The organism is Porphyromonas catoniae ATCC 51270 (assembly GCF_000565015.1).
GTDB classification, from domain to species: domain Bacteria; phylum Bacteroidota; class Bacteroidia; order Bacteroidales; family Porphyromonadaceae; genus Porphyromonas; species Porphyromonas catoniae.
On record NZ_JDFF01000018.1, the window covers coordinates 12,880 to 38,667 of the forward strand.

At 51.1% G+C, this 25,788-nt stretch carries 23 protein-coding genes and 1 tRNA gene; 12 read left to right on the plus strand and 12 right to left on the minus strand.

The window, feature by feature from the left end; translation table 11 throughout:
- The first annotated feature begins 98 nt into the window (after window positions 1–98).
- The 8 genes from HMPREF0636_RS04815 (at window position 99) to HMPREF0636_RS04850 (ending at window position 9,502) form a co-directional block, all read left to right on the plus strand.
- A complete protein-coding gene (locus HMPREF0636_RS04815; protein WP_044168878.1) occupies window positions 99–1,067 on the plus strand; it encodes a glucosaminidase domain-containing protein in 969 nt (322 codons plus the stop codon).
- A 15-nt stretch (window positions 1,068–1,082) separates the two neighbouring features.
- Window positions 1,083–2,249, plus strand: coding sequence for an AIR synthase-related protein (locus HMPREF0636_RS04820; RefSeq protein WP_044168879.1), 1,167 nt, complete (start codon window positions 1,083–1,085; stop codon window positions 2,247–2,249).
- Between the two features lie 52 nt (window positions 2,250–2,301).
- Window positions 2,302–3,390: a peptide chain release factor 1 gene (gene prfA / locus HMPREF0636_RS04825; protein ID WP_044168880.1), complete on the plus strand. Its 1,089-nt coding sequence runs from the start codon at window positions 2,302–2,304 to the stop codon at window positions 3,388–3,390.
- Between the two features lie 161 nt (window positions 3,391–3,551).
- Window positions 3,552–4,388, plus strand: coding sequence for an orotidine-5'-phosphate decarboxylase (gene pyrF, locus HMPREF0636_RS04830; RefSeq protein WP_044168881.1), 837 nt, complete (start codon window positions 3,552–3,554; stop codon window positions 4,386–4,388).
- A 31-nt stretch (window positions 4,389–4,419) separates the two neighbouring features.
- Window positions 4,420–5,463, plus strand: a complete 1,044-nt coding sequence (gene lpxD / locus HMPREF0636_RS04835) for a UDP-3-O-(3-hydroxymyristoyl)glucosamine N-acyltransferase (RefSeq protein WP_044168883.1) — start codon at window positions 4,420–4,422, stop codon at window positions 5,461–5,463.
- Window positions 5,464–5,481: 18 nt separating this feature from the next.
- On the plus strand, window positions 5,482–6,867 hold the full coding sequence (locus tag HMPREF0636_RS04840) for a bifunctional UDP-3-O-[3-hydroxymyristoyl] N-acetylglucosamine deacetylase/3-hydroxyacyl-ACP dehydratase (protein WP_044168885.1): 1,386 nt from the start codon (window positions 5,482–5,484) through the stop codon (window positions 6,865–6,867).
- A 20-nt stretch (window positions 6,868–6,887) separates the two neighbouring features.
- Entirely contained in the window at window positions 6,888–7,679 is a 792-nt protein-coding gene (gene lpxA / locus HMPREF0636_RS04845; protein ID WP_005468990.1) for an acyl-ACP--UDP-N-acetylglucosamine O-acyltransferase, read from the plus strand.
- A gap of 314 nt (window positions 7,680–7,993) precedes the next feature.
- A complete protein-coding gene (locus HMPREF0636_RS04850; RefSeq protein WP_044168887.1) occupies window positions 7,994–9,502 on the plus strand; it encodes a bifunctional ADP-dependent NAD(P)H-hydrate dehydratase/NAD(P)H-hydrate epimerase in 1,509 nt (502 codons plus the stop codon).
- A 186-nt stretch (window positions 9,503–9,688) separates the two neighbouring features.
- Here HMPREF0636_RS04850 and HMPREF0636_RS04855 read toward each other — a convergent pair whose 3' ends face one another.
- The 7 genes from HMPREF0636_RS04855 to HMPREF0636_RS04885 form a co-directional block, all read right to left on the minus strand.
- Window positions 9,689–10,141, minus strand: a complete 453-nt coding sequence (locus tag HMPREF0636_RS04855; RefSeq protein WP_044168889.1) for a nucleoside deaminase — start codon at window positions 10,139–10,141, stop codon at window positions 9,689–9,691.
- A 183-nt stretch (window positions 10,142–10,324) separates the two neighbouring features.
- The gene (locus HMPREF0636_RS04860) at window positions 10,325–10,552 is read right to left on the minus strand and encodes a hypothetical protein (protein WP_005468994.1); all 228 of its coding nucleotides are present in this window, start codon (window positions 10,550–10,552) and stop codon (window positions 10,325–10,327) included.
- Window positions 10,553–10,574: 22 nt separating this feature from the next.
- Window positions 10,575–11,459 (minus strand): diacylglycerol/lipid kinase family protein, encoded by an 885-nt coding sequence (locus HMPREF0636_RS04865; protein ID WP_044168890.1) that lies wholly within the window; start codon window positions 11,457–11,459, stop codon window positions 10,575–10,577.
- Window positions 11,456–11,926, minus strand: a complete 471-nt coding sequence (queF, locus tag HMPREF0636_RS04870) for a preQ(1) synthase (RefSeq protein ID WP_044168892.1) — start codon at window positions 11,924–11,926, stop codon at window positions 11,456–11,458. The genes HMPREF0636_RS04865 and queF overlap by 4 nt, the downstream gene beginning before the upstream one ends.
- A gap of 28 nt (window positions 11,927–11,954) precedes the next feature.
- Window positions 11,955–13,433 carry a proline--tRNA ligase gene (gene proS, locus HMPREF0636_RS04875; protein ID WP_044168893.1) on the minus strand — a complete coding sequence of 493 codons (1,479 nt, stop codon included), beginning with the start codon at window positions 13,431–13,433 and terminating at the stop codon, window positions 11,955–11,957.
- Between the two features lie 175 nt (window positions 13,434–13,608).
- A tRNA-Val gene (locus HMPREF0636_RS04880) sits at window positions 13,609–13,683 on the minus strand.
- Between the two features lie 436 nt (window positions 13,684–14,119).
- Entirely contained in the window at window positions 14,120–15,556 is a 1,437-nt protein-coding gene (locus HMPREF0636_RS04885; protein ID WP_044168894.1) for an ATP-dependent DNA helicase, read from the minus strand.
- Window positions 15,557–15,672: 116 nt separating this feature from the next.
- On the opposite strand from HMPREF0636_RS04885, the gene HMPREF0636_RS04890 reads away from it, so the two are divergent.
- Genes HMPREF0636_RS04890 through HMPREF0636_RS04905 form a run of 4 tightly spaced genes read left to right on the plus strand, consistent with a single transcriptional unit; the run spans window position 15,673 to window position 18,319 of the window.
- On the plus strand, window positions 15,673–16,311 hold the full coding sequence (locus HMPREF0636_RS04890) for a hypothetical protein (RefSeq protein ID WP_052328756.1): 639 nt from the start codon (window positions 15,673–15,675) through the stop codon (window positions 16,309–16,311).
- Complete coding sequence (locus tag HMPREF0636_RS04895; RefSeq protein WP_044168896.1) at window positions 16,311–17,168, plus strand: DUF3822 family protein; 858 nt, start codon at window positions 16,311–16,313, stop codon at window positions 17,166–17,168. Before HMPREF0636_RS04890 ends, HMPREF0636_RS04895 begins: the two co-directional genes overlap by 1 nt.
- Before the next feature lie 4 nt (window positions 17,169–17,172).
- Window positions 17,173–17,736, plus strand: a complete 564-nt coding sequence (gene rsmD / locus HMPREF0636_RS04900) for a 16S rRNA (guanine(966)-N(2))-methyltransferase RsmD (RefSeq protein WP_044168897.1) — start codon at window positions 17,173–17,175, stop codon at window positions 17,734–17,736.
- Between the two features lie 58 nt (window positions 17,737–17,794).
- Window positions 17,795–18,319 carry an NAD(P)H-dependent oxidoreductase gene (locus tag HMPREF0636_RS04905; RefSeq protein ID WP_044168899.1) on the plus strand — a complete coding sequence of 175 codons (525 nt, stop codon included), beginning with the start codon at window positions 17,795–17,797 and terminating at the stop codon, window positions 18,317–18,319.
- 625 nt (window positions 18,320–18,944) lie between these two features.
- Here the strand turns inward: HMPREF0636_RS04905 and HMPREF0636_RS04910 are convergent.
- The 5 genes from HMPREF0636_RS04910 to HMPREF0636_RS04930 all read right to left on the minus strand — a co-directional run bounded on the left by HMPREF0636_RS04910 (window position 18,945) and on the right by HMPREF0636_RS04930 (window position 25,436).
- Window positions 18,945–21,296, minus strand: coding sequence for a family 20 glycosylhydrolase (locus tag HMPREF0636_RS04910; RefSeq protein WP_052328757.1), 2,352 nt, complete (start codon window positions 21,294–21,296; stop codon window positions 18,945–18,947).
- 144 nt (window positions 21,297–21,440) lie between these two features.
- The gene (gene glyA / locus HMPREF0636_RS04915) at window positions 21,441–22,718 is read right to left on the minus strand and encodes a serine hydroxymethyltransferase (RefSeq protein WP_044168901.1); all 1,278 of its coding nucleotides are present in this window, start codon (window positions 22,716–22,718) and stop codon (window positions 21,441–21,443) included.
- A 531-nt stretch (window positions 22,719–23,249) separates the two neighbouring features.
- Window positions 23,250–23,822, minus strand: coding sequence for a guanylate kinase (gene gmk, locus HMPREF0636_RS04920; RefSeq protein WP_044168903.1), 573 nt, complete (start codon window positions 23,820–23,822; stop codon window positions 23,250–23,252).
- A gap of 22 nt (window positions 23,823–23,844) precedes the next feature.
- Window positions 23,845–24,957, minus strand: coding sequence for a recombinase RecA (gene recA / locus HMPREF0636_RS04925; RefSeq protein ID WP_044168904.1), 1,113 nt, complete (start codon window positions 24,955–24,957; stop codon window positions 23,845–23,847).
- A gap of 20 nt (window positions 24,958–24,977) precedes the next feature.
- Window positions 24,978–25,436 (minus strand): peroxiredoxin, encoded by a 459-nt coding sequence (locus HMPREF0636_RS04930; protein WP_005469016.1) that lies wholly within the window; start codon window positions 25,434–25,436, stop codon window positions 24,978–24,980.
- Window positions 25,437–25,788 lie beyond the last annotated feature (352 nt).

Consider the following 25,788-nt stretch of genomic DNA (forward strand, 5'->3'; position numbering starts at 1 on the left):
ATCCCTCGTCTCGGGGCATTCCTCATTTAATTTGTATCTTTGCGCCCGTGCATAGCTATGTGAGTTTAAGTACGTTTGGTAGATTGATGTGTAGATTAATGGGAATAAATCATCGGTATAGTCGAGGTCATTTAGGTTTCACCTGGGGACTTCTCGTGTCTCTACTCCTATTACATATAGGAGCTTTGTCTGCCCAGACCACCCGCAAAGCAGGGCATATGGACTATATCCGCACCTATAGCTCTGAGGCTAAGAGGCAGATGGATCGATATGCAATACCCGCCAGCATTACTTTGGCTCAAGGGATTATCGAGACTGGAGCTGGGACTAGTACTCTCGCCCAAGTACACAACAATCACTTCGGCATCAAGTGTCACTCCACTTGGCAAGGTAAGCGTACTTATAAGAGGGATGATAACCCCAATGATTGCTTCCGAAGCTACCCTTCAGCACGAGATTCATACGAAGATCATTCACTATTCCTCAAGGGGAAACGCTACCAGCGACTTTTTGCCCTTCGCTATGACGATTACCGAGGTTGGGCAAAGGGGCTTCAGCTCTCTGGATACGCTACAAATAAGGGCTATGCCAACATGCTGATTAAGACTATCGAAGACTACGAACTCTACACCTTCGATCATGGTGAATATCCATCTTGGTATAAGGGAGACCGCTCCTTTACCCCCACTCACTCAAAGCCTACACATGCAACCAAGTATGATCGTCCCATGCGCCCATCCTATATCAGCTACGGACTCCTGTACGTGCTAGCTGATCAGAACGATACCTACGAGCGGATAGCTGAGGACATGGGTATCCCAGCCAAGAAACTAGCTAAGTACAACGATACACCTGAAGACTACCCTCTGAGTGAAGGTGACATCGTGTACCTAGAGCCTAAAAATAAGGAAGCATCCCTCCGCTACTCCACCTACACGGTGCGTATTGGAGATTCCATGCACGAGATTTCTCAGCGCTATGGCATACGCCTAGAGCGTCTTTATAAACTCAATAATAAGGACGGAGATTACGTCCCCGAGGAAGGTGATGTCCTTCGTCTTAGGTAGCAGCATATATAAGGTATGAACGAGCGTTATATGCAACGAGGGGTCTCAGCCTCCAAGGAAGACGTCCACAATGCCATTCGCAACGTAGACAAGGGACTTTATCCAAAGGCCTTTTGCAAGATTATCCCCGACATCCTTGGCCGTGATGAGGCATACTGCAACATTATGCATGCCGATGGCGCAGGGACCAAGTCCTCCTTAGCCTACCTTTATTGGCGAGAAACTGGGGATTTATCTGTATGGAAAGGGATTGCCCAGGATGCACTAATCATGAATATTGATGACCTTCTCTGTGTAGGAGCTGTCGATGGCATCCTCGTCTCCTCCACGATTGGTCGAAATAAACACCTAATCCCAGGAGAAGTAATAGCCGCAATCATCAATGGCACCGAGGAGCTTCTCTCCGAGCTACGAGAGCAGGGCATCGGCGTATATGCTACAGGTGGTGAGACAGCTGATGTCGGAGACTTGGTACGAACCATCATCGTCGATAGCACAGTCACATGCCGAATGAAGCGCAGTGACGTGATTGACAACGCACATATCCAAGCTGGAGACGTCATCGTAGGACTATCTTCTTTCGGAAAAGCAACCTACGAGAAGGAATATAATGGTGGTATGGGTAGCAACGGCCTTACATCAGCCCGCCATGACGTGCTAGAGCATAGGCTGGCACAGCGTTACCCCGAGAGCTATGATGCTGCTACACCTGAGGAACTAGTATATAGTGGTACGTGTAGCCTCACGACCCCAATCGAAGGGACACCGCTAGACGCTGGTAAACTCATTCTATCCCCCACACGTACTTATGCCCCAATCATCAAGCAAGTACTAGACGAACTTCGTCCAAAAATCCATGGCATGGTACACTGCTCTGGTGGGGCACAGACGAAGGTGCTTCACTTCGTTGAAGGAAAGCATGTAATTAAGGATAACATGTTCCCCATACCTCCACTCTTTGACCTTATCCAGAGAGAAAGTAAGACACCCTGGCAGGAGATGTACAAGGTCTTTAATATGGGGCATCGCATGGAGCTATATGTTGCTGCAGAGGATGCAGCACGCATTATTGAAATATCAGAGAGCTTCGGTGTCCAGGCTCGCATTATTGGGCGCGTTGAGGATGCACCCAAGAACAAGCTTACAATTTATAGTCCACATGGCACACTGACCTATGAATAGTCGGTAGGTGTCCTTTACTCATTGATTTTTTCCTTTACCCCACATCCCATTCATGGCCATAGAGAACGACCTGCTTAGTCGTATAGAGAGCTTGGAGGTACGCTTCCAAGAGATCACCACCCTCATCACTGCACCCGATGTTATCGCTGACCAAAGGCGATTTATGAAACTCAGCAAGGAGTATCGAGATCTAGAGCGCATATTGGATAAGGGGAAGGAGTACCGAAACCTTCTTGGGAATATCCAAGAGGGGAAGGATACACTAGAGACAGAGAGTGACCCAGAGCTGCGTACTATGGCTCGTGAGATGGTGCAGGAGGCCGAGGATCGTATCCCTTCACTAGAGGAGGAGATCAAGCTCCTACTCATCCCTGCAGATCCTGAGGATGCAAAGAATGTCGTCATGGAGATCCGTGGCGGCACAGGTGGGGATGAGGCAGCACTCTTTGCTGGAGATCTCTACCGCATGTACGTACGCTATTGTGAAGGGCGAGGATGGACAACAGAAGTCACAAGCGTTAGCGAGGGTACTGCTGGTGGCTATAAGGAAATTGTCTTCACCGTCTCTGGGGATGGTGTCTATGGGGTACTCAAGTATGAGAGTGGTGTCCACCGAGTGCAGCGAGTACCTGAGACAGAGACCCAAGGTCGTGTCCATACATCAGCTGCCTCTGTCGCCGTGCTCCCAGAGGCAGAGGAGGTAGACGTTGTCCTAAACCCTGCCGATATAGAGATGCAGACCGCACGCTCTGGCGGGGCTGGTGGACAGAATGTAAACAAAGTAGAAACAAAGGTCCAGCTCACCCACAAGCCTACAGGCATCGTGGTCGTCTGCCAACAGGCTCGTACCCAGTTGGCAAACCGTGAGCTCGCCATGCAGATGCTCCGCACGAAGCTCTACGATATCGAGCTCACCAAGCACAATGAAGAGATTGCCGCACGCCGTAAGACTATGGTTTCCACAGGAGACCGCTCGGCTAAGATACGCACCTACAACTATCCCCAGGGGCGCGTAACTGATCACCGTATCAACCTCACGTTGTATAATCTGTCTGCGATTATGTCTGGTGAGATACAGCCCATCATTGACGAACTAATCATCGCAGAGAATATTGAACGAATGAAGGAAGCTGCTCTCTAGTATCACATACTCGCTTCAGAAAAAGGAATCCTATATTTTTCCCAAAGCTCTAGAGATTGTTCCGAAAGGGACTAGACATCTTTTCAAAAAACACTAGAGATTCTTTCTAGAAGGTATGATATACATCTGGTCAGTCACCCTCTTTAGTAGCATAGCAATCCATGACAAAAGAAGAACTATTTGATAATATACGGAGGAAGAAGTCCTTCCTTTGCATTGGGTTAGATACCGATGTACGCAAGATTCCGCAATTCCTATTGAGTGAGGATGACCCCATCTTTGCGTTCAACAAGCGAATCATTGATGCCACAGCCCACCTCTGTGTGGCGTATAAGCCCAACCTCGCCTTCTATGAGAGCATGGGGTCCTTTGGCATCCTAGCTTTCGAGAAGACTATAGAGTACCTGCGTCAGCAGTACCCAGATCAGTTCATCATCGCTGATGCCAAGCGAGGTGACATCGGGAATACGAGTGATATGTATGCCCGTAGCTTCTTTGAGCACCTCAAGGTGGATGCACTCACCGTAGCCCCCTATATGGGAAGCGACAGCGTACTTCCCTTCCTAAAGTATACCCACCATTGGGTTGTCTTACTCGCCCTTACCTCCAACGAGGGGGCAGAGGACTTCCAACTCACCAAGACTGAGGATGGGGATGCACTCTTCGAGCTTGTACTCAAGAAGAGCCTAGCTTGGGGTGGTAGTGACCAGCTCATGTATGTCGTGGGGGCAACGAAGGCCTCAATGCTAGAGCGAGTACGTGCGATTGTCCCCGAGTCCTTCCTCCTCGTTCCAGGCGTTGGGAGCCAAAATGGCAGTCTGGAGGAAGTTGCCTTACATGGGCTAAATAGCCAGTGTGGGCTACTCGTCAATGCCTCTCGAAGCATCATCTATGCAGACAACACTGAGGCTTTCGCCAGCGGTGCTGCAGCCGAAGCTGAGAAGCTACGTCACCAGATGGCAGATATCCTTATTAAGAATAAACTCGTAGAGGCCTAGAGAGTCTCACCAATTGATATACACTAGATAGATGCAGTTTAGTGCCGCACAGATAGCACCTCTTATCGATGGACGGATCGAAGGTAATGCCTCGGTCTCAGTATCTGGGTTCGGTAAGATTGAGACAGCCAAAGAGGGTGATTTAGCCTTCCTTGCGAACCCCAAATACGAGTCCTACGCTTACTCTACGGAGGCTTCTATACTCCTCGTCAGCGATGAATTTACTCCTCGTCAGCCCCTCTCCCCCACTCTCATTCGTGTCAAAGACCCTTATGCAGCACTTGCCCAGCTTATGCAGCTGGTTGAGCAGCAGCAGGCTTCACACCCCGAGGGCATCTCACCTACAGCTCTGATAGCAGAGGATGTAGAGCTAGGTGAGGATGTATATGTGGGAGCCTATGCCGTCCTAGAGCAAGGTGTGAAGGTAGGTCGTGGGGTCCGTATCTATCCTCATGCCTATGTGGGTAAAGGAGTAACCATAGGCGAAGGGGCAACAATCTACCCACATGTCACCCTCTACCATGATGTCAAGATTGGGGCAAGGTGCATTATCCACGCAGGAGCAGTCATAGGGGCCGATGGCTTTGGCTTTGCACCGCAGTCAGATGGCTATCACAAGATACCTCAGCTAGGGAACGTTATCCTTGAGGAGGATGTAGAGATAGGGGCAAATACATGTATTGACCGTGCGGTGATGGGTAGTACCATCATCCGTCGAGGCGTGAAGCTAGATAACCTGGTACAGATTGCCCATAATTGTAGCGTGGACGAACATACGGTGATGGCTTCTCAAGTAGGTCTAGCTGGTTCGTCTCAAATTGGTAAATGGTGTAAGTTCGGCGGACAGGTGGGTATCGGCGGACATATAACCATCGGTGACCGAGTAGAGATGGGGGGGCAGACGGGCGTCATCAGTAATATCCCAGAGGGAAGCGTCCTAATGGGTTCACCAGGTATGCCTCTAAGGGAAGCAATGCGCAACTTTGTCATCCAGCCAAAGCTCCCCGATATGTATCGCCGCCTACAGGCTCTAGAGAAAGAGCTTGCAGAACTAAAGCAACAACAATCAAAGTAGATATACACCAACGTAGATATGGATAAGCAAAAGACGCTTCAGACGAGCTTTACCCTTCACGGCAAGGGTCTGCATACAGGTCTGGACATTGATATTACTTTCCTCCCCGCTCCTGCTGGTACGGGGCGCATTATTCGCCGTGTAGACCTCGAGGGATCACCCGAGATACCTGCCCTCTCTGAGTATGTCAAGGGTACAGAGCGAGGCACCGTACTCATCAAGGGGGCTGCTTCTGTAAGCACGATTGAGCATGCCATGGCAGCACTCTACGCAAAGGGGATAGAGAACTGCATCATTGAGGTAAATGCGCCTGAGTTCCCCATCCTAGATGGTAGCGCAAAAGCCTATATAGATGCGATCAACGAAGTGGGTATCGTAGAGCAGGAGCAGGCTGCAGAGCCCTACATCGTCAAGCAGCGTCATGAGGTAATCTCGGAGGATGGCAAGTCTCGCATCATTCTCCTCCCAGATAGTCACTTCGGCATTGACGTGCATGTCTCATTCGACTCTCCCGTGCTGGATAACCAGTTCGCTTCACTAGAGCGCCTGCAAGACTTTGATACAGAGATTGCCTCTAGCCGTACCTTCGTCTTCGTAAGGGAGGTAGAGATGCTCCTCCAGCACAACTTGATTAAGGGTGGAGACCTAGATAACGCTTTGGTCATTTATGACGAACCGATGTCTCAGGAGAAGCTTGATAGCATCTGTGACCTCGTGGGTGTACCTCACAAGAAGGATCTATCCTTGGGCTATATCAATAACGCTCCTATCCTCTTCCCCAATGAGCCTGCTCGTCACAAGCTACTCGATGTACTAGGTGACCTCGCTCTCATTGGACGTCCTATCCGTGGGCGCATCATAGCCTTCTGCCCAGGTCATAAGATCAACAACGAGATGGGGGCCAAGATTCGTAAAGACATTAAGCTAAACGAAGCCCAGGCACCTCTCTATGATCCGAATCAAACGCCACTGCTAGATGTCAATCGCATCCGTGAGCTCCTGCCCCACCGCTATCCTTTCCTCATGGTCGATAAGATCATTGAGATTGGCTCTGACTACATCGTAGGGGTGAAGAGCGTTTCGGGTAATGAGCCCTTCTTCCAGGGGCATTTCCCTACTGAGCCTGTGATGCCTGGTGTGCTTCAGATTGAGGCCATGGCACAGGTCGGCGGACTACTTGTACTCAATACCATTGATGACCCAGAGAACTACTCGACGTACTTCATGAAGATTGACAACGTGAAGTTCCGCCAGAAGGTCGTCCCAGGTGATACACTTGTCTTCAAGCTACGTCTACTGACAGAGGTACGCCGAGGTGTGGCCAACATGCGTGGGCTAGCATTCGTAGGTGAGAAGCTTGTGTGTGAAGCCGAATTCATGGCACAAGTGGTCAAGAATAAGTAGTATCCATCAAGCTATTTGCAATGTCGCATACAAATATTAGCCCACTGGCCTCCGTACACCCAGAGGCTAAGATTGCTGAGGGTGTCGTAGTACACCCCTTTGCCCTCATCGAGGAGAATACCGAAATCGGTGAAGGCTGTATCATCGAGAGCCACGCTGTAATTAAGAGCGGGGCACGACTAGGGAAGTACTGTCATATCCACTCAGGAGCTGTGATAGCTGGCATCCCACAGGACCTAAAGTTCGCCGGAGAAGAGAGTATCGCCATCGTAGGGGACCACACGATGGTTCGTGAATGTGCTACTATTAACCGTGGGACAGCCTCCCGTGGGCGCACGATCGTTGGTAGCCATTGTCTCTTGATGGCCTACTCACACGTGGCGCACGACTGCGTCCTTGGGGACCACGTCATCCTAGGGAATGCTACCCAGGTAGCTGGAGAGGTAGAGATTGACGACTACGCTATCCTCAGTGGTGGGTCGCTCATTCATCAGTTCGTCCGCATCTCACAGCATGTCATGCTACAGGGTGGATCTAGGGTGAATAAGGACATTCCTCCCTACACGCTCATCGGGCGAGACCCGATTGTCTATTGCGGGATTAACATCGTTGGGCTTCGTCGCCGAGGCTTTACGAACGAGCAGATCTTCCGCATCAACGATATTTACCGTACCCTCTATCAGCGTGGGCTGAACAATACGGAGGCATTCAAGGCCATCGAAGAGGAGATCCCCGAGAGCTATGAGCGACAGCTCATCCTTGACTTCATTCGCTCCTCAGAGCGAGGGATCGTCCGAGGGACCATGGACTAACCTCTATCCATAAGAGAAGAGACCTATCACGGGTGCAAGGATGCTCCTACGATGAGTCTCTTTTCTTTTCCTTTATAGCTTGTGACTTCCCTGCTCCAAAGGGAGTCATTCTATCCCTCTAACAAGCCTCTTTCCTACCCTTGCATGGGGTATTTTGAGACCCATGCAAGGGTTTCCCTCGAAGTCCTTGCATGGCTCTGCCACAAACCCCTATAAGGATTTCCCTACCGCCGCATAAAGGCATTCACGAACCAAGGTAGGTATGTGTGGCGTAGAGCGCCCCTTCCTTCACCCAGCACGACCACTTAGTATTTATGCAAAAGATCTATACGGGTAAGCAACGAGATGACCTATACCGACTTGCCCAGCAGCATGATCACCTTTCACCCGAGGATCGTATAGAGCGAGCAGCCCGATCCTTCGAGCAGGAGTTTCGTCGTCTCTATCCCCCTACAGGGCATACCATATATGTCTTCGCAGGGGCAGGACGCTCTGGAGCCTATGCCCTAGGTATAGCCCGCTATCTCGCACAGCGTGGATACACCGTATGTTCGTACCTATTCTATCGTGAAGGGAAGCTCTCTGAGGAATGCGAGGCTGTACGAAAGAGCATTGCCGAGGAAGACCTTCGGCTGGAGGAGATTTACACCGACTTCACTCCACCCCGTATCCAAACAGCAGATGTGCTGATAGATGGTCTCTTTGGGGCAGAGCTCTCCACTCCTCTCTTCGGTGGATACCTAGGCTTGGTAGACTTCCTCAACGCCTCTGGTGCCTCCATCGTGAGCATTGAGCTCCCTAGTGGACTCTTTGCAGAGGACAACTCTGGCAATGACCTCGAGCATGTCATCAAAGCCAAGTACACCATCGCCTTCGACAGCCCATACCTCGCCTTCTACTTCGAGGAGAATGAACCTTACGTAGGTGAATGGATCTACCTCCCTCAGGGTATTAGCCCTCGCACACAGGATAGCCTAGAGGTAAGCCATTACCAAGTAACGGATACCGCTCTAGAGGGTGTACTCAAGAGGCACACACGCTTTAGCCTCAACCACGAGCCAGGCAAGGTACTTTTCCTCACCAACCAGACAGGCAGTGCCGGTAAGACCCTCCTTGCTACCAAGGCTGCCCTCCACACGGGTTGCTCCGAGGTACATGCACTAGTACCCAGCGAAGAGGCTCTAGCACTGCAACTCGCTCTGCCCGAACTGACACTTCCCTCTGCACCAAAGGCCTCCGTACTAGCCAATCTCAATACATACCAGACAATCGTCATAGGAGCAGGTTTTGGCCGTAGTGAGGAAGCAGCTGCTACCCTCAGAGAGCTACTCATTACCTCATCACGCCCTTTGCTCCTCTCAGGCGATGGACTCCAGATACTGAGCAGGGAGCGGTCTCTCCTAGAGCGTATTCCCGTAGATAGTATACTCCTCTTGAGCCCCAGCGAATTTGACTCACTCACCACGGCACACCGTAGTGATGCCGAGCGGCTAGATCGTGCGCTAGAGCTGGCTGAGCGACTCGATATATACATCGTACTCAGGGGTGCATACACAGCGATCTGCCTCCCTAGTGGAGTGACCTTCTTCGACGTGGCAGGCAATAGTGGACTACGCTCTACGGGCTGTACAGAAGTCCTCCTTGGGGTCATCGCTGGACTCTTGGGTGATGGCTATAAGTCTGTTACAGCGGCCACACTTGGGGTGCATCTCTGTGCGCTGGCGGCAGAGCTCTACGCTGGGCGTTACTCAGAGCGTAGCCTCACGGCCACAGAGCTCATTGATCAGCTGAGCAGTGCCTACCGCCAGCTCGAGGCCCATTAGCCTCACCCTCATTCGACACTCCATCTACATCCCCTACGAGGGAAATATAAAGAGAGGCATTACCTTGGGTAATGCCTCTCTTAGCTTCTCCTTACAGAAGATATCCATAAGCCTAATACACATATTTATCCTCTGCTCCAGAGACTCTGCCCTTAAAGTGTATTTCACCTTTGAGCCATGCCCCTCTTACCGTCGGGATGCAAAAAAGCTCTGCATCAGCTCACGAGCCTCTACCTCGAGTAGTCCACCCTCTACACGGATGGCTTTAGGGAAGAGTGAAGGAGCATGACATGAGTAGCCAAACTTCTCCTCCTTCGCTCCATAGACGATCCGCCCAACACGAGACCAAAAGAGAGCCCCAGCACACATCGTACAGGGCTCTACCGTGACATAGAGCGTACAGCCACTAGAGAGAAACTTCCCTCCGAGGGACTGTGTGGCAGATGTGATGGCTAGGACTTCAGCATGTGCTGTCGGATCAAGTAGTCGCTCTACCTCGTTATGCGCTCGGGCGATGATACGACCTTCGCATACAATCACCGCTCCGATAGGTATCTCTCCTTCATCGAAGGCTACACGGGCCTCCGCCAAAGCAGCTCGCATGAAGTACTCATCATCTCGTGTGAAAACTCCACTCATAGGGACCAAAGGATGGGGATTAGTTATTAAATTGGCTTGGCTTTAAGCATCAGTAGGGATAGGCATGCATGCTCCTTGGATTTGGGCTAGCTCCCCCAGCAGTGTGATGGCATGACCTTTATGGAGAGTATTCCTACTTTGGTATAGAGCGTGTTTTTACTTATCTACAATGGGTATTGCCTCTTAGCGCATCTCGTCTTCCTCAAAGAGCATGGGGCTATTGCGCTCATTCTCACGTAGCACCTCGGCCATGATTACCGAGCGTATCCAACTGGAGCGATTATGGATGTGTTGCCCTTCGCAGTGATCAAGGATCGCCTTATACTCACGATCGTTGAGCAAGATGTTTAGGCTATGTGTCCGCTTATTTGTGGTGGAGACGGAGCGTAAGGAGGGTAGCTTCTTAGCCATAAACGTATGAAGCGAAGAGCGATTAGGCTGGGACAATAACCTGCAGAGACTTGGGCAGAAGACGGACATGCACCTTGGTGCCAAGATCCAAAGGCTCACCATCAATGTGCACAGGACCTGAATGTCCTCGCTCAATAATTATCTCCGTGGCTTGCAGCGTCTCGTAGTATTTATTTCCACCAAGACGCTTACGCATCAAGTCTCCAAGTACAAGGGGGGCATCCAGCGTACCGAATGGGCGGATAAGCGCAAGATCCAATAAGCCATCGGAGAGGTCGGCCTCAGGAGCAATGTAGGCATTATTCCCATACTGCGAGGCATTAGCCACAACGATGACGAAAGCCTCCGTATCAAAGGGCTCCAAATCTGACTCTCCAAAGGATACGTGGTAGGTATTAGGCTGAAAGACTCGGTACTGCTCGATCATCGTCTTCAGATAGGTCATAGGGCCTCGCGTACCAGCCTCTGCAAAGTGCTTGCTTACCGCTGCATCAAACCCCATCCCACAGGTACAGAAGAAGGGGATATCATTCACCTCACAACTGTCGATCGAGATACGACGCCCCGTGGCAAGAGCCTTGATCGCCTTCTCGGTAGACACGGGCATACCCACAGCACGAGCAAGTCCATTGCCTGAGCCCTTCGGTATAATAGCTAGTGCTGTCTGAGTACAGCGCAACGCACGTGCGACCTCGTTCACTGTACCATCACCACCTACGGCTATGACGTGATCATAGCCCTCGCTAGCTGCTCGACGAGCGAGCTCGTAGCCATGTCCAGCCTCCTTGGTGTAGGTGAGGAAGAGCTCATAGGGGAGGTCGGAGTAGGCACGTCCGAGGAGCTCGGGCAGGCTCTTCTTGGAGCCTGTGCCCGAGATAGGGTTGATGATGGCCAGTGCCTTCTTCATCGTACGGGGTAGGAGGCTAGGCGTTGGCTTGCGAGCTCCTCGTACTTAGTGCCGGGGCGACCATAGTTGCAGAAGGGAAGGATGCTGATGCCTCCTCGTGGGGTGAAGTCCCCAAGGACCTCGATGTAGCGAGGGTTCATCAGCTCGATGAGGTCCTTCATGATGATATTCACACAGTCCTCGTGGAAGGCACCGTGATTGCGGAAGCTGAAGAGGTAGAGCTTGAGGCTCTTGCTCTCGACCATCTTCACATCGGGGATGTAGCTGATGTGTATGGTCGCATAGTCGGGCTGTCCGGTGATGGGGCAGAGGCTGGTGAACTCAGGGCAGTGGAAGCGCACCCAGTAGTCATTGCCCTGATGCTTGTTGGTGAAGGCCTCGAGCACCTCGGGGGCATAGTCCTGTCGGTACTCGGTCTTGCGCCCGAGGATGGAGAGTTCGTTCTCGCCGTCTCTGATACTTGCCATAGTGATCTAAATAGGTCTAGGGAGGTGATTAGTAAGCACGGGCGAAGAGGACACGCTGGGCAGAGGGACGTCCAGTGACCATACACTTGCCTGGGGTCTTGTCGCCGAGGAGAGGGATACAGCGGATGGTGGCCTTGGTCTCTGCCTTGATCTTCTCCTCCGTCTCGGGCGTACCATCCCAATGGGCGAGGATGAAGCCACCCTCCTCGATCTTCTCCTTGAACTCCTCGTAGCTGTCTACCGTGATCGTATGCTGCTCTCTATAGTCGAGCGCCTTCTGGTAGATATTGGCTTGGATGTCCTCTAGGAGCTGAGCGACATGGTCTGCAATCCCTTCGTAGGGAAGGGTCTCCTTGGTGAGGGTATCACGGCGGGCGACCTCGATCGTACCCTGCTCCATGTCACGTCCACCGAGGGCGAGACGTACGGGTACCCCCTTGAGTTCATATTCGGAGAACTTCCAGCCGGGCTTCTTATTATCGGCATCGTCGTAGCGCACGCTGATACCACGGCTCTTGAGCTCACTGAGCAGAGGCTGGATATAGCGGGTGATCTCATCACGCTGCTCTAGGCTCTTGTAGATGGGGATAATGACGACCTGATAGGGAGCGAGCTTAGGAGGTAGGACTAGACCGTTGTCATCCGAGTGGCTCATGATGAGCGCACCCATGAGGCGGGTAGATACCCCCCAGGAGGTAGCCCAGACGAGTTCCTGCTGTCCCTCCTTGTTGGTGAAGGTGACATCAAAGGCCTTGGCGAAGTTCTGCCCGAGGAAGTGTGACGTCCCACTCTGTAGTGCCTTGCCATCCTGCATCAGGGCCTCGATGGTATAGGTCTCTACGGCTCCGGCGAAGCGTTCGTTGGCGCTCTTTACCCCGACGTGCACGGGTACCGCCATATAGTTGCGAGCGAAGTCCGCATAGACATTCACCATACGCATCGCTTCCTCCTCAGCCTCGGCCTGGGTAGCATGTGCCGTATGCCCCTCCTGCCAGAGGAACTCTGCTGTGCGTAGGAAGAGACGGGTACGCATCTCCCAGCGTACGACGTTCGCCCACTGATTACATAGGATAGGGAGGTCACGCCAGGACTGGATCCAGCCCTTGTAGGTATTCCAGATGATGGTCTCCGAGGTAGGACGCACGATGAGCTCCTCCTCTAGTCGAGCCTCGGGATCGACGACGACACCCCCATCGGGGCTGGTCTTCAGGCGGTAGTGGGTCACGACAGCGCACTCCTTGGCGAAGCCCTCGACGTGGTCGGCTTCACGGCTTAGGAAGCTCTTAGGGATAAAGAGCGGGAAGTAAGCGTTAGAGTGTCCCGTCTCCTTAAACATATCATCCAGCTGACGCTGCATCTTCTCCCATATAGCATAGCCATAGGGCTTGATGACCATACAGCCACGCACCGCTGAGCTCTCGGCTAGATCAGCCTTAATCACTAGGTCTTGATACCACTGCGAGTAGTCCACACTGCGAGGTGTAAGCTCCTTGAGTTCCTTTGCCATTATTGTTTTAGGTGTCTTATCTATGTTACTTTGAGGCACAAAGGTACAAAAAGAAAAGGGGATAAAGGGAGGAGAGAAGCGATTAACTTCTCTGGCCATATGGTGCCACTTCCCGAAAAAGAAAAGACGTCAGTCACACGATGGTAACTGACGTCTCTAAATAAGTGAATGATTGTGGGCCCAATAGGATTCGAACCTATGACCCCCTGCTTGTAAGGCAGGTGCTCTAAACCAGCTGAGCTATAGGCCCTGAGATTGGCTTTACAAACACTCCTTTTTGTGATTTGCTCGGCAAAGGTACAAAGAAAATCCTTTCACTCCAAACGCTGATTTGGCTTGTTCGCTTTGCCTATTCCTTCATCCTAGAGGTACCCCCATCCAAAGATTCCAAGGCTCTACCCTCCCATGCGTGAGCAAATAACGAGGCTCGCACAACCAAACGCAACACCCTTAAAACAAGCTATTTACAACGACGAAAACAAGTGGCATCAACTAGTTATAGTAACTCGTTGCAACGAGTTGTGGTAAGTCGCTTCGAAGAGTTATAGTAAGTCGTCGTAACGAGTTACCACAACTCGTCATAGCGACTTATGGTAACTCATTAATGCCCTTCGCAAATCCCTTTAGATAGGTTCTTTCTAGAGCATAAAAAGGGATATTAAAACTAGAGAAGGTAAGTATCCAATCTAATCAATGAGGGTATCTGGGTAGTTAAGGAGGTAGACCCGTTTAGTCGCTCGGGTAAGAGACGTGTAAAGCCAGCGGGCCATATTACGATCCAATGGTAGATAACCTATCAGCCCGAGGTCAATGAAGACACATGACCATTGTCCGCCTTGTGCCTTATGCGCCGTTGTGGCATAGCCATACTTCACCTCCAGTGCCCCCCAAAACCGGTCTCGGCGGATGGCCTTGCGACGCTCTTGGACAGAGGTAATGTCTGCATAGCTCTCAGCAATAGCATTGAAGAGCTCCTGCCGCTTCTCTCCGCTACGCTGTGTCTCAGGCTCTGTGAGCGAACTAAGGAGAAGACACACCTCAAGCTCATCATCTCGATCAGGCAGGTAAATCGTGGCATCAACGAAGTCAAGCCCATACTCATGATAATAACTATGCAGGCGGACAACCTCTATGAGTTCTCCATTAGCTATGAAGTCTGAGTGGTCAGTGCGCTTGGTATAGTGGTAGTTGTTTCGAGCGACAATCAGCCGTTCACCTCGTACAATGACGTCTTCATAGTAGAAGATATTGCTTCGTACAGCCTGATTCAGCTCTAGGGCCCGCTTGTTAGATGGACAGATAAGGAGACATTCCTCCTCGCCGTACTTTCGATAGGCCTCTTCAATGGTCTCCATGAGTAGACCTGATTCGACACAAAATATACCTCGCCAGTCCTCAACCTCGAGGTGTATTGGGAGCTCTTCGTCACTATCCTCCTCATCGGTTTCATCGATGAGTTCGCGTAGAGCCGTAGCGTTGTGCAAGATACCCCCCTTCCTCTGTCGTACAATCTGTTTTAGGGTAGTCTCATAAATGGTCATACCGTAGCTAGAGGAGAGGACTTCGGGATTGAGCGCATCACTTAGGGGCGAGCCCACAGGGGGGAGCTGAGCTGTATCCCCTACGAGGATGAGTTTTGGCTCCTCAGTAGACCAGACATAGGCTAGGAGGTCATCGAGGAGATTCCCCGACCCAAACGGAGTCATCTCACCACTCTCCCCCGTAATCATAGAGGCTTCATCCACGATAAAGAGTGTGGGGGATTTAGAGGACGATGTAGCCAGCTGGAAGTTCCCTCCCTCCTCTTGCATTGCACGCGTTGCACGATAGATTGTTCGGTGGATCGTCGTAGCTTGATAGCCTACCGTTGCCGTCAGTACCTTGGCCGCCCTTCCCGTAGAGGCCATCAGCTCTACCCGAAGCCCTGTACGAAGAGCTGCCTCGGTAATGGAACGAAGGAGATAGGTCTTCCCCGTCCCCGCATAGCCACGAAGCAAAAAAAGAGCATAGGGAGAGGGCTCCTCAAGATAGTCGACAAGGGTATGTATAGCTAAGGTTTGATCTTCTGTAAGCGTCTCTGACCGAGTCTCAAGGAGAACACGAGTAAGCTCGTTGTACGGCATGTAATAATAATTTCTATCTTTGTTGCTGTGAAGTTAGTGTTTTCGTGGCATATATGTCTCACGGGAGGGCTGGCGGACTTAATGAAGACGACTAATTAAAATACTACATAATAGCAATGAAGAAAGTTATTCTCCTCGTGGTAGCGCTCGCTGTGGTTGCACTAGCCTATGTCACGATACAAAGCGTGCTGGCACCTGTTAGCTTCGACAAGAAGCAAAAAGAGATCGAGGCAGTGCTACAGAAGCAACTTAAGAAGATCGCTACCTACGAAGATGCTTACAAGAGTGTCTATAACAAGTATGCAAACAAGGAAGAGCTCACCGCTTTCCTTACCAATGGTCGCATCTTCTACATCCGAGCAGAAGGGGACTACACCAGCGACATGCGAGACAAGGGACTAAGCGAAGAGGATGCAGCTCGCCAAGGACTCATCCGTCGTGATACCATCTGGGTGTCTGCTAAAGATTCACTCCTGAAGGATGGCACGGACATCGCAAAGCTCTTCACCATCCCCAACAACCCAGACTCATCCATCCAGGTCGTAGCTAGCTTCATCAAGCAAGAGGTAGGAGATACAGAGATTGAAGTCCCTGTTTTCCAAGCTTCCGCTTCTTACTACAGCTACCTCCTTCCTCTAGGCAACGAACGCCGCATCAAGGAGAAGGTAGAAGCCGCTAATGCAAAGACCAATGCCTTCGCTGGTCTACGTGTTGGCTCCCTCTCTGAGGTGAAGACAAATGGGAACTGGGAGTAATGGCTGATCAGGCACTACGCCCTACCCTCACGGCTGAGGAAGCCGCTTCATATAGTCTGTCCATCCGACCTACGTCGGGTGGACTTGCTTTTTGTATCTGTCCCATCACACGGGATGGGGAGAACTTCTCTACGTTCCTACCCTACTCTTCGTCTGAAGCTCCACTATACAAAATGATTGAGGAGCTCTATTATCAAGACGAACTCCTTAGTCTGCCCTACGCAGCGACCTACCTTTACTATGAGCCTAGTCAGGCCACACTCGTCCCCGAAGAATTACTAGTCTCAGGACAAGAAGCCCTTTGGCTCACTCCTCAGAGAGAAACAGAGGAAGCGGAGAGCGTACAACGAAAAACTACATCCACTCTTGCACTAAGCTACCGCCTCCCAGATGAGACGAAAAGCTTCGTCCTTGCATGGGATCAAGAGGCTTATCATTTCCTTAGGCGTACACTCCTCCTACTCGAGCCTCGCCCTTATTTTGCTCCTACACTAGAGACTCGTAGAGCCTATACGCGACGGACACGAGGCTACGAACTCCTTGTCCAGCTGAGAGAGAAGCACGTAGATTGCTTTCTCCTTCGTGAGGGAGAGCTCGTTGCCTTCAATACCTACGCTATTGTACGGAGCCTAGAGGCTAGGGAGATTGCAGGCGAGGTAATGTACTATATCGTAGCACTCTGGCGGCACTTCTCTTTATCACCCGACACGGATCATATCCATGTAAGTTATCCATGCGAGGGGGCAGAGCAAGTTACCTCACTACTTAAAGCCAGTGCCGAATGCTTACATGATCTACTTGAGGAGCATGTCATCTCCGTCCAAGTCGAGCCATACCAAACTCTAACGCACCAGTAGCCCTATGCGCATCATCGGAGGGAAGTATAAGCGTCGTCGCTTCGATGTCCCCAAGAGCTTCAACGCTCGCCCAACGACAGACTTTGCCAAGGAAAATCTCTTCAACGTACTCCAGCACTACATCGATCTTGAGGGCATCACGGCTCTCGATCTCTTCAGTGGCACAGGAAGCATTTCCGTAGAGCTTCTCTCTCGTGGTGCCTCTCGTGTGGTAGCCTTAGAGCAGAGAAGGGAGCATGCTACATTTATTCACTCTGTTGCCAAGGAATTAGGAGAAGAGAAGCACCTCCAAGTACTACAAGCTGATGTCTTCCGCTTCATTCGTGGGGCGAAGTCTCAGTCATCGCTTTATGACTTTATCTTCGCTGATCCACCATACAAGCTCAGTGAAATAGCTGTACTCCCAGAGCTAATCCTCAGTTCAGGCCTACTGAAGCCTGATGGGTTACTTGTTGTAGAGCATCCACAGCAGTATGACTTCTCTTCGCTCCCTCACTTTGCTGAGCGTCGTGTATATGGCTCTGTGAACTTCTCGCTCTTCTTCCTAGGCGAGGAATCATCTGAATAGATAACCATTCTTCCCCTCAGAGCCTCGTACTGATAAACCTAAACATATTTGTAAGCTGATGAAAGCTCTCGTAATTTACTCTCACACCTACCCCGAGACAAGCAAAGCAGGTAATGCCATCCTCGAAGTGCTTAAGGCTACACCAAACTTCGAAGTCCGCAACATCGATGCACTCTACCCCGACCTAAACAAAATCGATGTTGCAGCCGAGCAGAAGGCACTCATAGAGGCCGATGTCATTATCTTCCAGCACCCCATCTTCTGGTTCAATGTCCCTCACAGCCTCAAGCGATGGATGGATGAGGTCCTTCAGTATGGATTTGCCTACGGGGGTGCTGAAGGGAATAAGCTTCGTGGCAAGAAGTTCATTCATTCCTTTACCACAGGCTTTGAGGAAGACACTTATGCAGGCGAATTAGGTCAGGTTCTCTCTGCTCCTATACTTGCCACTGCTAATTGCTGTGGCATGGAGTATGTCAAGACCTTCCCTCTCTACGGACAGCTTGCCTTGACAAAACCCAATGTAGCACAGGAAGCTAAGGCACACGCTGAGAAACTCGTTGCCTTCGTTCAGTCCCTGTAGTTTCATTCTCTGGTACAACAAAAGGCGTTGCGCTGAGTCACAACTCAGCATAACGCCTTTGTTATTTATCAATAATACAGGGCTTGTGAAAGGGTCACAAAGACTTACCATAACTCCTTATAAAGAGTTACTATAACTCTCTTCAACGACTTACCATAACTCGTAGGAACGAGTTACCACAACTCTTGGATAACGACTTATGGCAACTCGTCACCCCTTGTTGTATCCCTCGTTGTTTTATTCAGCGTAAACTTGGTAGTAAGCTCCCTCTAAATAAGCATGGGAGTTTGTGCCCCAGCATACGGTGCTTGTATATCCTAAGTGCTCATTATCCGTAGGGGAATTTAAGCACATGGAGAATGATATATCAGAAGCATCCTTTCTCCACTCTACAGAGAGGAGCATCCTGCTATCCCTACGGACTAGGCCCACAACCGCAAGGATGATCTACACAGCCAAGGCATCAGTATAGACCTAATCTAGATAATTGTACAATACGCTAAAAACTATTCCAGCATTAGATCAAGGAACTATCAAGCCCTAAGGCCACCCTTGATCTAATGCTGGAATAATTTGATACCATTATCCCCCTCTGCTGTTAGGGGACGAGCTTGGTCTCTTTCGTTTAGTGAGCTAGCATCTCTGCGGTCACTTCAGTAAACTTACCATCCTTGAGATTGCGGTATTCGACCTTGGCATCATCCCAGTAGGTAGGGAATCCACCACGCACAGCACCGATGAAGATGAACTTCACCTTGTGCCAGCCTGCACTGAGAGCACGGCTCTTGTCATGACGGCTAAACTTCGGCACCTCATCTGTATTGTCGATGAAGAGCTCGCCATCAAGGTACATCTGATCTAGATTAGTAGAGAAGACGTAGCATCCATCTTCGGGGATCTTAATGTAGCCTTCACCAATGACCGCCTTGCGCTTAATCTCATCCATGTGGTTTGTCACACGATCGGGGCGCAACTCTTGCGTAGTCTTAGCGACACCCTCTACCCAATTGGTCACAGCAGAGAGCTCTGATGCTCGGTAGTAGTCACCGATAGAGGTCTGCGTACACAGCCCTGGAGTAGGACTAGAGAGTGAAACAGCTGGGCTATAACTCTGCTTGTCGAAGGTAATGGCACGTACACGGCTGAGGCGACCAGAGGGAAGCACAGACGCCACCTTAATGACCTGACTTTCGCTCACCTTGATAGGCGCAGTGTAGCGACTAGACTCTGCCGTTGGTTCACTCCCATCGGTTGTATAGACAATTGTGATGGGGCGTGAGGTCTGCAGAGTAAGCGATGTAGTGTCAGTGAAGGCCACGAAGTTCAGTGAGGCACTCGCCTTGCTCCCTGGTAGAGGCTGCTCTGGTAGCGGGATGTGGTAATTTACCTTATGCTGATCCAGACGGATATAAGCACCGTTCAGACGACGCTCAAAGCTCTTGTAGTCCTTACGATCCTGTGGTGTCCAAGTTGCCTCCGCAAGCGCAATCACTCGGGGGAAGGCACGATACTGCATGATGTCCGTCGTATAGAGATACTCAGCCCACAGGTTAGCTTGAGCTCCCTTGATATGATGACGCTTGTCTGGAGCGATAGCAGCTGGAATTGGGTTATAGGAATACACCTTCTCTAGGGAGGCATAACAGCAAATAGCCACAGGCTCTATCTTCGAGTCTCCTTGATAATGATCAATATAGAGACCTCCACTACCTGGGGTCATAATAACATCATGTCCCATGTTAGCCGCCTTGATTCCTCCATCTTCACCTCGCCAGCTCATGACGGTTGCAGAAGGAGCAAGTCCACCCTCTAGGATTTCGTCCCAACCGATGAGTTTCTTACCATGCTTGGCGAGCATCTTCTGCGCACGGCGAATGGTGTAGCTCTGTAGCTCTTCCTCGTTCTTTAGTCCCTCTTCCTTGATACGACGCTGGCAATCTGGGCATTCTTTCCATCGTATCTTGGGGCATTCATCACCACCGATGTGCACATATTCGCTGGGGAAGAGCGGAAGGACTTCGTCTAGGACGTCTTGGATGAACTTGAAGGTTGTTTCCTTCCCCGGGCAATAAACATCTTGTTCTATCCCCCACAGGTTACGTACCTCATACACACGTCGTTGGGGGAAGCATGTGAGTTCGGGATAGGAAGCTATTGCCCCCATTGCGTGACCCGGTAGCTCGATCTCAGGGATAACAGTGACGAAGCGATCAGAGGCATATTTCACAATGTCTCGTACTTGCTCCTGAGTGTAGAAGCCACCATAGACCGAGCCATCACCTTCGATACGCTTCGAGCCTACGATCGTTAGCCGTGGGTACTTCTTTATCTCTATACGCCAACCTTGATCCTCAGTGAGGTGCCAGTGCATGCGATTGATCTTGAACATGGAGAGCAGGTCAATGTGCTTCTTAACCTCATCTACAGTGAGGAAGTGACGGCATACATCGACTAGAGCCCCTCTATATTCAAAGGTGGGCTCATCCTTAATGCTCACCGCAGGGATACGCCACGTCACCCCTGATATCTTAGTCGAAGACTCAATCGTAGGAGGGAGGAGCTGCAGGAGCGTCTGCATCCCATAGTACAATCCTTGCCCCGTACGACCTGTGACAGTGATCCCCTGAGAACTTGCACTCAGCGTATAGCCTTCTACACCCAGAGGGAGCTTAGGGTCTATTCGTAGGGTGATTGCACCACGACGAGGAGCCTTACTAGCTATTGCCCGCAGATTAAAGCCCGTAGAAGCGTTGAGCTTATCGGCGAAGAAGCGAGCAATCGTAAGGGCTGAATCCCCTTGTGCGAGCAGTGGGGTGCGAGCTGTAAGGGTAAAACTTCCCTGCCCCTCTACTAGCTCCTTAGGCTGGGGAATAATAGAGATGGATGAGGTCGGGCGTATAGTTAAAGCAAGGGCAGATGCCATTGAGCTACAAGCCAACCCCATGAGGCACATCAGACGAAATAAGGACTTTCTCATGCTGTTCGTTGGGATAAATCTATATGAAAAAGTCCGAAGCATCCTCACGTTGAGCGATCGGACGCTTCGGACAGATTATTACTAGGTATTGTCTGAGTAGGTCAGTAGATGAAGACTGGCAATCTCAGGAATAGCCATTAGGATCTAGTAGGCGAAGATAGGGTACTGAAGCATCAGCTCGTTGACCTCCTTACGCACAGCTGCTATCACAGCCTCGTCTTCAGGCGCAGAGAGCACACGATCGATGAGCGAGACGATGTACTCCATCTTATCTTCCTTCACACCACGAGTAGTGATGGCAGGTGTACCCACACGGATCCCCGAGGTCTGGAAGGCAGAGCGACTATCGAAAGGTACCATATTCTTATTGACCGTGATATCGGCAGAGACGAGTGCCTTCTCTGCTACCTTCCCTGTTAGCTCTGGGAACTTACTTCTCAGGTCAATGAGCATACAGTGGTTGTCTGTCCCACCGGAAACGACACCATAGCCCCTGCGTAAGAAAGCCTCAGCCATTGCTTGAGCGTTCTGCTTGACCTGCTTCCCATATTCCTTAAAGGAAGGCTGAAGGGCTTCGTAGAAAGCTACAGCCTTTGCTGCGATGACATGCTCTAGTGGACCACCCTGCACCCCTGGGAATACAGCAGAGTCAAGGAGGGCTGACATCTTCTTGATTTCACCCTTTGGAGTTGTCTTCCCCCATGGGTTATCGAAGTCTTTCCCCATGAGGATGATTCCTCCACGTGGGCCACGGAGTGTCTTGTGTGTCGTTGAGGTAACGATGTGGGCGTATTTCACGGGGTTCTCTAGCAGCCCAGCAGCGATAAGCCCAGCAGGGTGTGCCATATCCACGAGGAAGATTGCCCCAATTTTATCGGCAATCGCACGGATACGTGCATAGTCCCATTCACGAGAGTATGCTGATCCCCCAGCGATGATGAGCTTGGGCTTGTGCTCGAGCGCACGCTGCTCCATCTGATCGTAGTCTACACGACCGTTGTCCTCACGTACATTGTACTCCACGGGGTGGTATAGCAGGCCAGAGCTGTTGACGGGCGACCCATGGGAGAGGTGACCTCCGTGGGCAAGGTTTAGCCCCATGAAGGTATCACCTGGATTAAGGCATGCTAGGAGCACAGCCATGTTTGCCTGTGCACCTGAGTGTGGCTGTACGTTAGCCCATTCAGCGCCGAATAGCTGCTTGATACGGTCGATTGCCAGTTGCTCGGACTGATCGACGACCTCGCAACCGCCGTAGTATCTCTTACCCGGATAGCCTTCGGCGTACTTGTTGGTCATACAGCTACCCATAGCCTTCATGACCTCTTCGCTAACGAAGTTCTCAGAGGCGATGAGTTCGATGCCCTTGAGCTGACGTTGGCGTTCTTCCTCGATGAGGTTAAAGATCGCGGAATCGTTCATAGTTTGTGTGATGTTATTTGTTTGTTGTGGGGTAGCTCCGCTTGCTTTGCTGAGACCACCAAGGCAAAGATAGTAATAGTATCGTGAATTTACTAGCAGTCTAAGCAAGAGGATACTCTAGAGGTATGGTAAGGAACATCACCATCGCCATGAGCGTACAAAAAGGGAGGGCAAGAACAAGGCAAAAGAGGGGAGAAGGTGTAGAAGAAGCCATCGATGAGACGAAGATAAAATAAAGGAAGCCTGATCGGTGTATTGCTACATATCCGATCAGGCCTCTACCGTTTAAGAGCTTGCTTGGCATCCCGAAGATTGTGCCGTGTTACACACTTAGGGCATAACGATCTGCACGAGGGACAGGAGCAAGAGATTTGTGTCTCTCCTTCCCTAATCTCTAGGGTTGGAGGTATTGTTTCGTAGTGCAAAGGTACACCAAATCCCCCACTCTACCTAATAATGGGTAGGCTCAAGCTTACATAGGAAGCAATGAGCCTCCCCTAGGCAAGGCACAAAGACTAAGTGGTGGGAGATCTACGAACCAGATAGGAAGGAGCTGACGAGCTGATACAAATCCTGATAGCAGGTCTCGAGGTCATCGTTGATGAGGACACGATCGAAGCGATCTGCATGGAGGAGTTCCTCTGCTGCCTTAGCCACGCGCTCCTCGATTACCTCTGGGCTATCGGTCGATCGTCCGAGTAGGCGGCGACGAAGCTCCTCTATACTCGGGGGCTTGATGAAGATGCTGAGGGCGGAAGGGCCATAGGCACGCTTGATATTCTGCGCCCCGACATAGTCCACATCAAAGATGACGTTATCCCCAGCCTGGAAGCATCGCTCCACCTCTGAGCGTAGTGTACCATAGTATCTACCGCTATACACTTCTTCGTACTCGAGGAACTCGCCCTGCTTGATCTTAGCCTCAAAGTCTGCTTGAGAGAAGAAGTAGTACTCCACCCCATCACGCTCCTCCCCACGAGGGGGGCGACTTGTCGCCGACACCGAGAAGCGTAGACGCAGGTCGGGATGCTCCGCTCTTAGGCGATTGATGAGGGTACTTTTCCCCGTGCCCGAAGGGGCAGAGATGATGACAAGTTTCCCCATATATCAGTGAAGATTTAGAGGACTATTCATCATCTTCATCCTCATCTTTACCTAGCTTCTTGCGCTTCTTATCCTTGGTAATCGGCCCCTCCTTCATCAGGGCGAAGAGACGTTGGGTTAGCTCCTCCATCAGCTCAGGGTTATCCTCGATGGTCTTCTTGGCGTTTTCCTTTCCTTGCCCAAGTTTCGTATCACCGTAGCTAAACCAGGAGCCGCTCTTCTTGATGATATCTGCAGCCTCAGCCAGATCAATGATTTCGCCTGTACGTGAGATACCTTCCCCGTAGAGGATGTCGAAAAGTGCCATACGGAAGGGAGGAGCGACCTTGTTCTTCACCACCTTAACCCTCGTAGCATTCCCAAAGACTTCATCCCCGTCCTTGAGCTGACCGATACGACGTATGTCTAGTCGGACAGACGAGTAATACTTCAGAGCGTTTCCCCCAGTCGTAGTCTCAGATGGCCCGTAGGAGTTCCCCCCGATCTTCTCGCGAAGCTGGTTAATGAAGATGCAGGTCGTGTTGGACTTACTGATAGCACCCGTGATCTTACGCAGAGCTTGAGACATCAGACGTGCCTGAAGACCGACCTTGGCCTCTCCCATATCACCCTCGATCTCACTCTTCGGTACGAGTGCGGCGACAGAGTCGATAATGACTAGATCCATAGCCCCAGAGCGGATAAGTTGCTCCGCTATATCCAGCGCCTGCTCCCCATTGTCAGGCTGGGAGATGTAGAGGTGAGACATATCTACCCCTAGCGCCTCTGCATACACAGGGTCAAAGGCATGCTCGGCGTCGATGATGGCGGCGAAACCATCCTGCTTCTGCACCTCAGCTATGGCATGGATAGCTAGTGTCGTCTTACCCGAAGACTCTGGTCCGTAGATCTCGACGATACGGCCACGTGGATACCCTCCCACTCCGAGAGCAGCATCAAGGCCTATCGATCCCGTGGGGATGGCAGCCACATCGATGGTAGGGCGCTCTGCCATGTTGAGCACCGAGCCCTTGCCGTGTACCTTCTCGATGTTTGCCAGTGCGATGCTCAGCGACTTACGCCTAGCCTCGTCTACGACTGATGCTTTATCCTTGTCCTTAGCCTTGAGGGCCTTTTCCTTTACTTCTTCGCTCATTCTTCTTATTGTATATGGTGTTATTGCTCCAATATTTGGCGGGCATGCTCCTTGGTATTGACCTCCTTGCCACGGATGATGTGCTCAATCTTCCCCGAGGCACTAATCACGAAGGTCGTACGCTCCGTACCCATGTACTTCCGTCCGTACATACTCTTCTCGATCCAGGTACCAAACAGTTCGTTTAGACGAACATCCGTATCTGCAATCAGGCGGAAGGGCAACTGATACTTCTCCCGAAATCCCTGATGACTCTTAGCCGAATCTCTGCTAACGCCGATAATCTCGTAGCCTGCCTTCCTGAGCTCAGCATACCCATCTCTGAGGCTACAAGCCTCAGCAGTGCAACCTGACGTATTGTCCTTGGGATAAAAATAAAGCACTACCCGACGCTCGGGATAATCACTGAGGCGCACCTCCCGACCATCTTGGTCAAGCCCCAGAAGGTCGGGTACGCTATCTCCTATTTGCAATGCCATGTATCTCTTGTTTACTTACAGTCTCTAGTTATCTACAAATATAATCAATAAGACAAGGACTACACTCTGCCCTGCCCCTGCACGCTCTCCGATCTACCACCTCTCCCCCTTCCCCATCCCCGCCATGAAGGCTCTTTCAGCAAGGCCCTAGGGTTTCCCTCGTAACCTCAAAATAGTTATCCCCGTAACCTCAGAGGAGGTTACGGGGATAACTATTTTGAGGTTACGAGGGTACCTCCTCAACGATAACCCTATTAGCTTTATCCTCCCTACACCGAGGGATGCCCCACCCTACCCATAAATATAATCATCCCCTCTACCCTGTTGATTTCCTCTTCCTCTCGGCATCTCC

Excerpts from the sequence above, each read along its gene's own strand:
- HMPREF0636_RS04815 (WP_044168878.1), top strand. The coding sequence starts at position 99 with ATGGGAATAAATCATCGGTATAGTCGAGGTCATTTAGGTTTCACCTGG.
- HMPREF0636_RS04820 (WP_044168879.1), top strand. The coding sequence starts at position 1,083 with ATGAACGAGCGTTATATGCAACGAGGGGTCTCAGCCTCCAAGGAAGAC.
- prfA (WP_044168880.1), top strand. The coding sequence starts at position 2,302 with ATGGCCATAGAGAACGACCTGCTTAGTCGTATAGAGAGCTTGGAGGTA.
- pyrF (WP_044168881.1), top strand. The coding sequence starts at position 3,552 with ATGACAAAAGAAGAACTATTTGATAATATACGGAGGAAGAAGTCCTTC.
- lpxD (WP_044168883.1), top strand. The coding sequence starts at position 4,420 with ATGCAGTTTAGTGCCGCACAGATAGCACCTCTTATCGATGGACGGATC.
- HMPREF0636_RS04840 (WP_044168885.1), top strand. The coding sequence starts at position 5,482 with ATGGATAAGCAAAAGACGCTTCAGACGAGCTTTACCCTTCACGGCAAG.
- lpxA (WP_005468990.1), top strand. The coding sequence starts at position 6,888 with ATGTCGCATACAAATATTAGCCCACTGGCCTCCGTACACCCAGAGGCT.
- HMPREF0636_RS04850 (WP_044168887.1), top strand. The coding sequence starts at position 7,994 with ATGCAAAAGATCTATACGGGTAAGCAACGAGATGACCTATACCGACTT.
- HMPREF0636_RS04855 (WP_044168889.1), bottom strand. The coding sequence starts at position 10,141 with ATGAGTGGAGTTTTCACACGAGATGATGAGTACTTCATGCGAGCTGCT.
- HMPREF0636_RS04860 (WP_005468994.1), bottom strand. The coding sequence starts at position 10,552 with ATGGCTAAGAAGCTACCCTCCTTACGCTCCGTCTCCACCACAAATAAG.
- HMPREF0636_RS04865 (WP_044168890.1), bottom strand. The coding sequence starts at position 11,459 with ATGAAGAAGGCACTGGCCATCATCAACCCTATCTCGGGCACAGGCTCC.
- queF (WP_044168892.1), bottom strand. The coding sequence starts at position 11,926 with ATGGCAAGTATCAGAGACGGCGAGAACGAACTCTCCATCCTCGGGCGC.
- proS (WP_044168893.1), bottom strand. The coding sequence starts at position 13,433 with ATGGCAAAGGAACTCAAGGAGCTTACACCTCGCAGTGTGGACTACTCG.
- HMPREF0636_RS04885 (WP_044168894.1), bottom strand. The coding sequence starts at position 15,556 with ATGCCGTACAACGAGCTTACTCGTGTTCTCCTTGAGACTCGGTCAGAG.
- HMPREF0636_RS04890 (WP_052328756.1), top strand. The coding sequence starts at position 15,673 with ATGAAGAAAGTTATTCTCCTCGTGGTAGCGCTCGCTGTGGTTGCACTA.
- HMPREF0636_RS04895 (WP_044168896.1), top strand. The coding sequence starts at position 16,311 with ATGGCTGATCAGGCACTACGCCCTACCCTCACGGCTGAGGAAGCCGCT.
- rsmD (WP_044168897.1), top strand. The coding sequence starts at position 17,173 with ATGCGCATCATCGGAGGGAAGTATAAGCGTCGTCGCTTCGATGTCCCC.
- HMPREF0636_RS04905 (WP_044168899.1), top strand. The coding sequence starts at position 17,795 with ATGAAAGCTCTCGTAATTTACTCTCACACCTACCCCGAGACAAGCAAA.
- HMPREF0636_RS04910 (WP_052328757.1), bottom strand. The coding sequence starts at position 21,296 with ATGAGAAAGTCCTTATTTCGTCTGATGTGCCTCATGGGGTTGGCTTGT.
- glyA (WP_044168901.1), bottom strand. The coding sequence starts at position 22,718 with ATGAACGATTCCGCGATCTTTAACCTCATCGAGGAAGAACGCCAACGT.
- gmk (WP_044168903.1), bottom strand. The coding sequence starts at position 23,822 with ATGGGGAAACTTGTCATCATCTCTGCCCCTTCGGGCACGGGGAAAAGT.
- recA (WP_044168904.1), bottom strand. The coding sequence starts at position 24,957 with ATGAGCGAAGAAGTAAAGGAAAAGGCCCTCAAGGCTAAGGACAAGGAT.
- HMPREF0636_RS04930 (WP_005469016.1), bottom strand. The coding sequence starts at position 25,436 with ATGGCATTGCAAATAGGAGATAGCGTACCCGACCTTCTGGGGCTTGAC.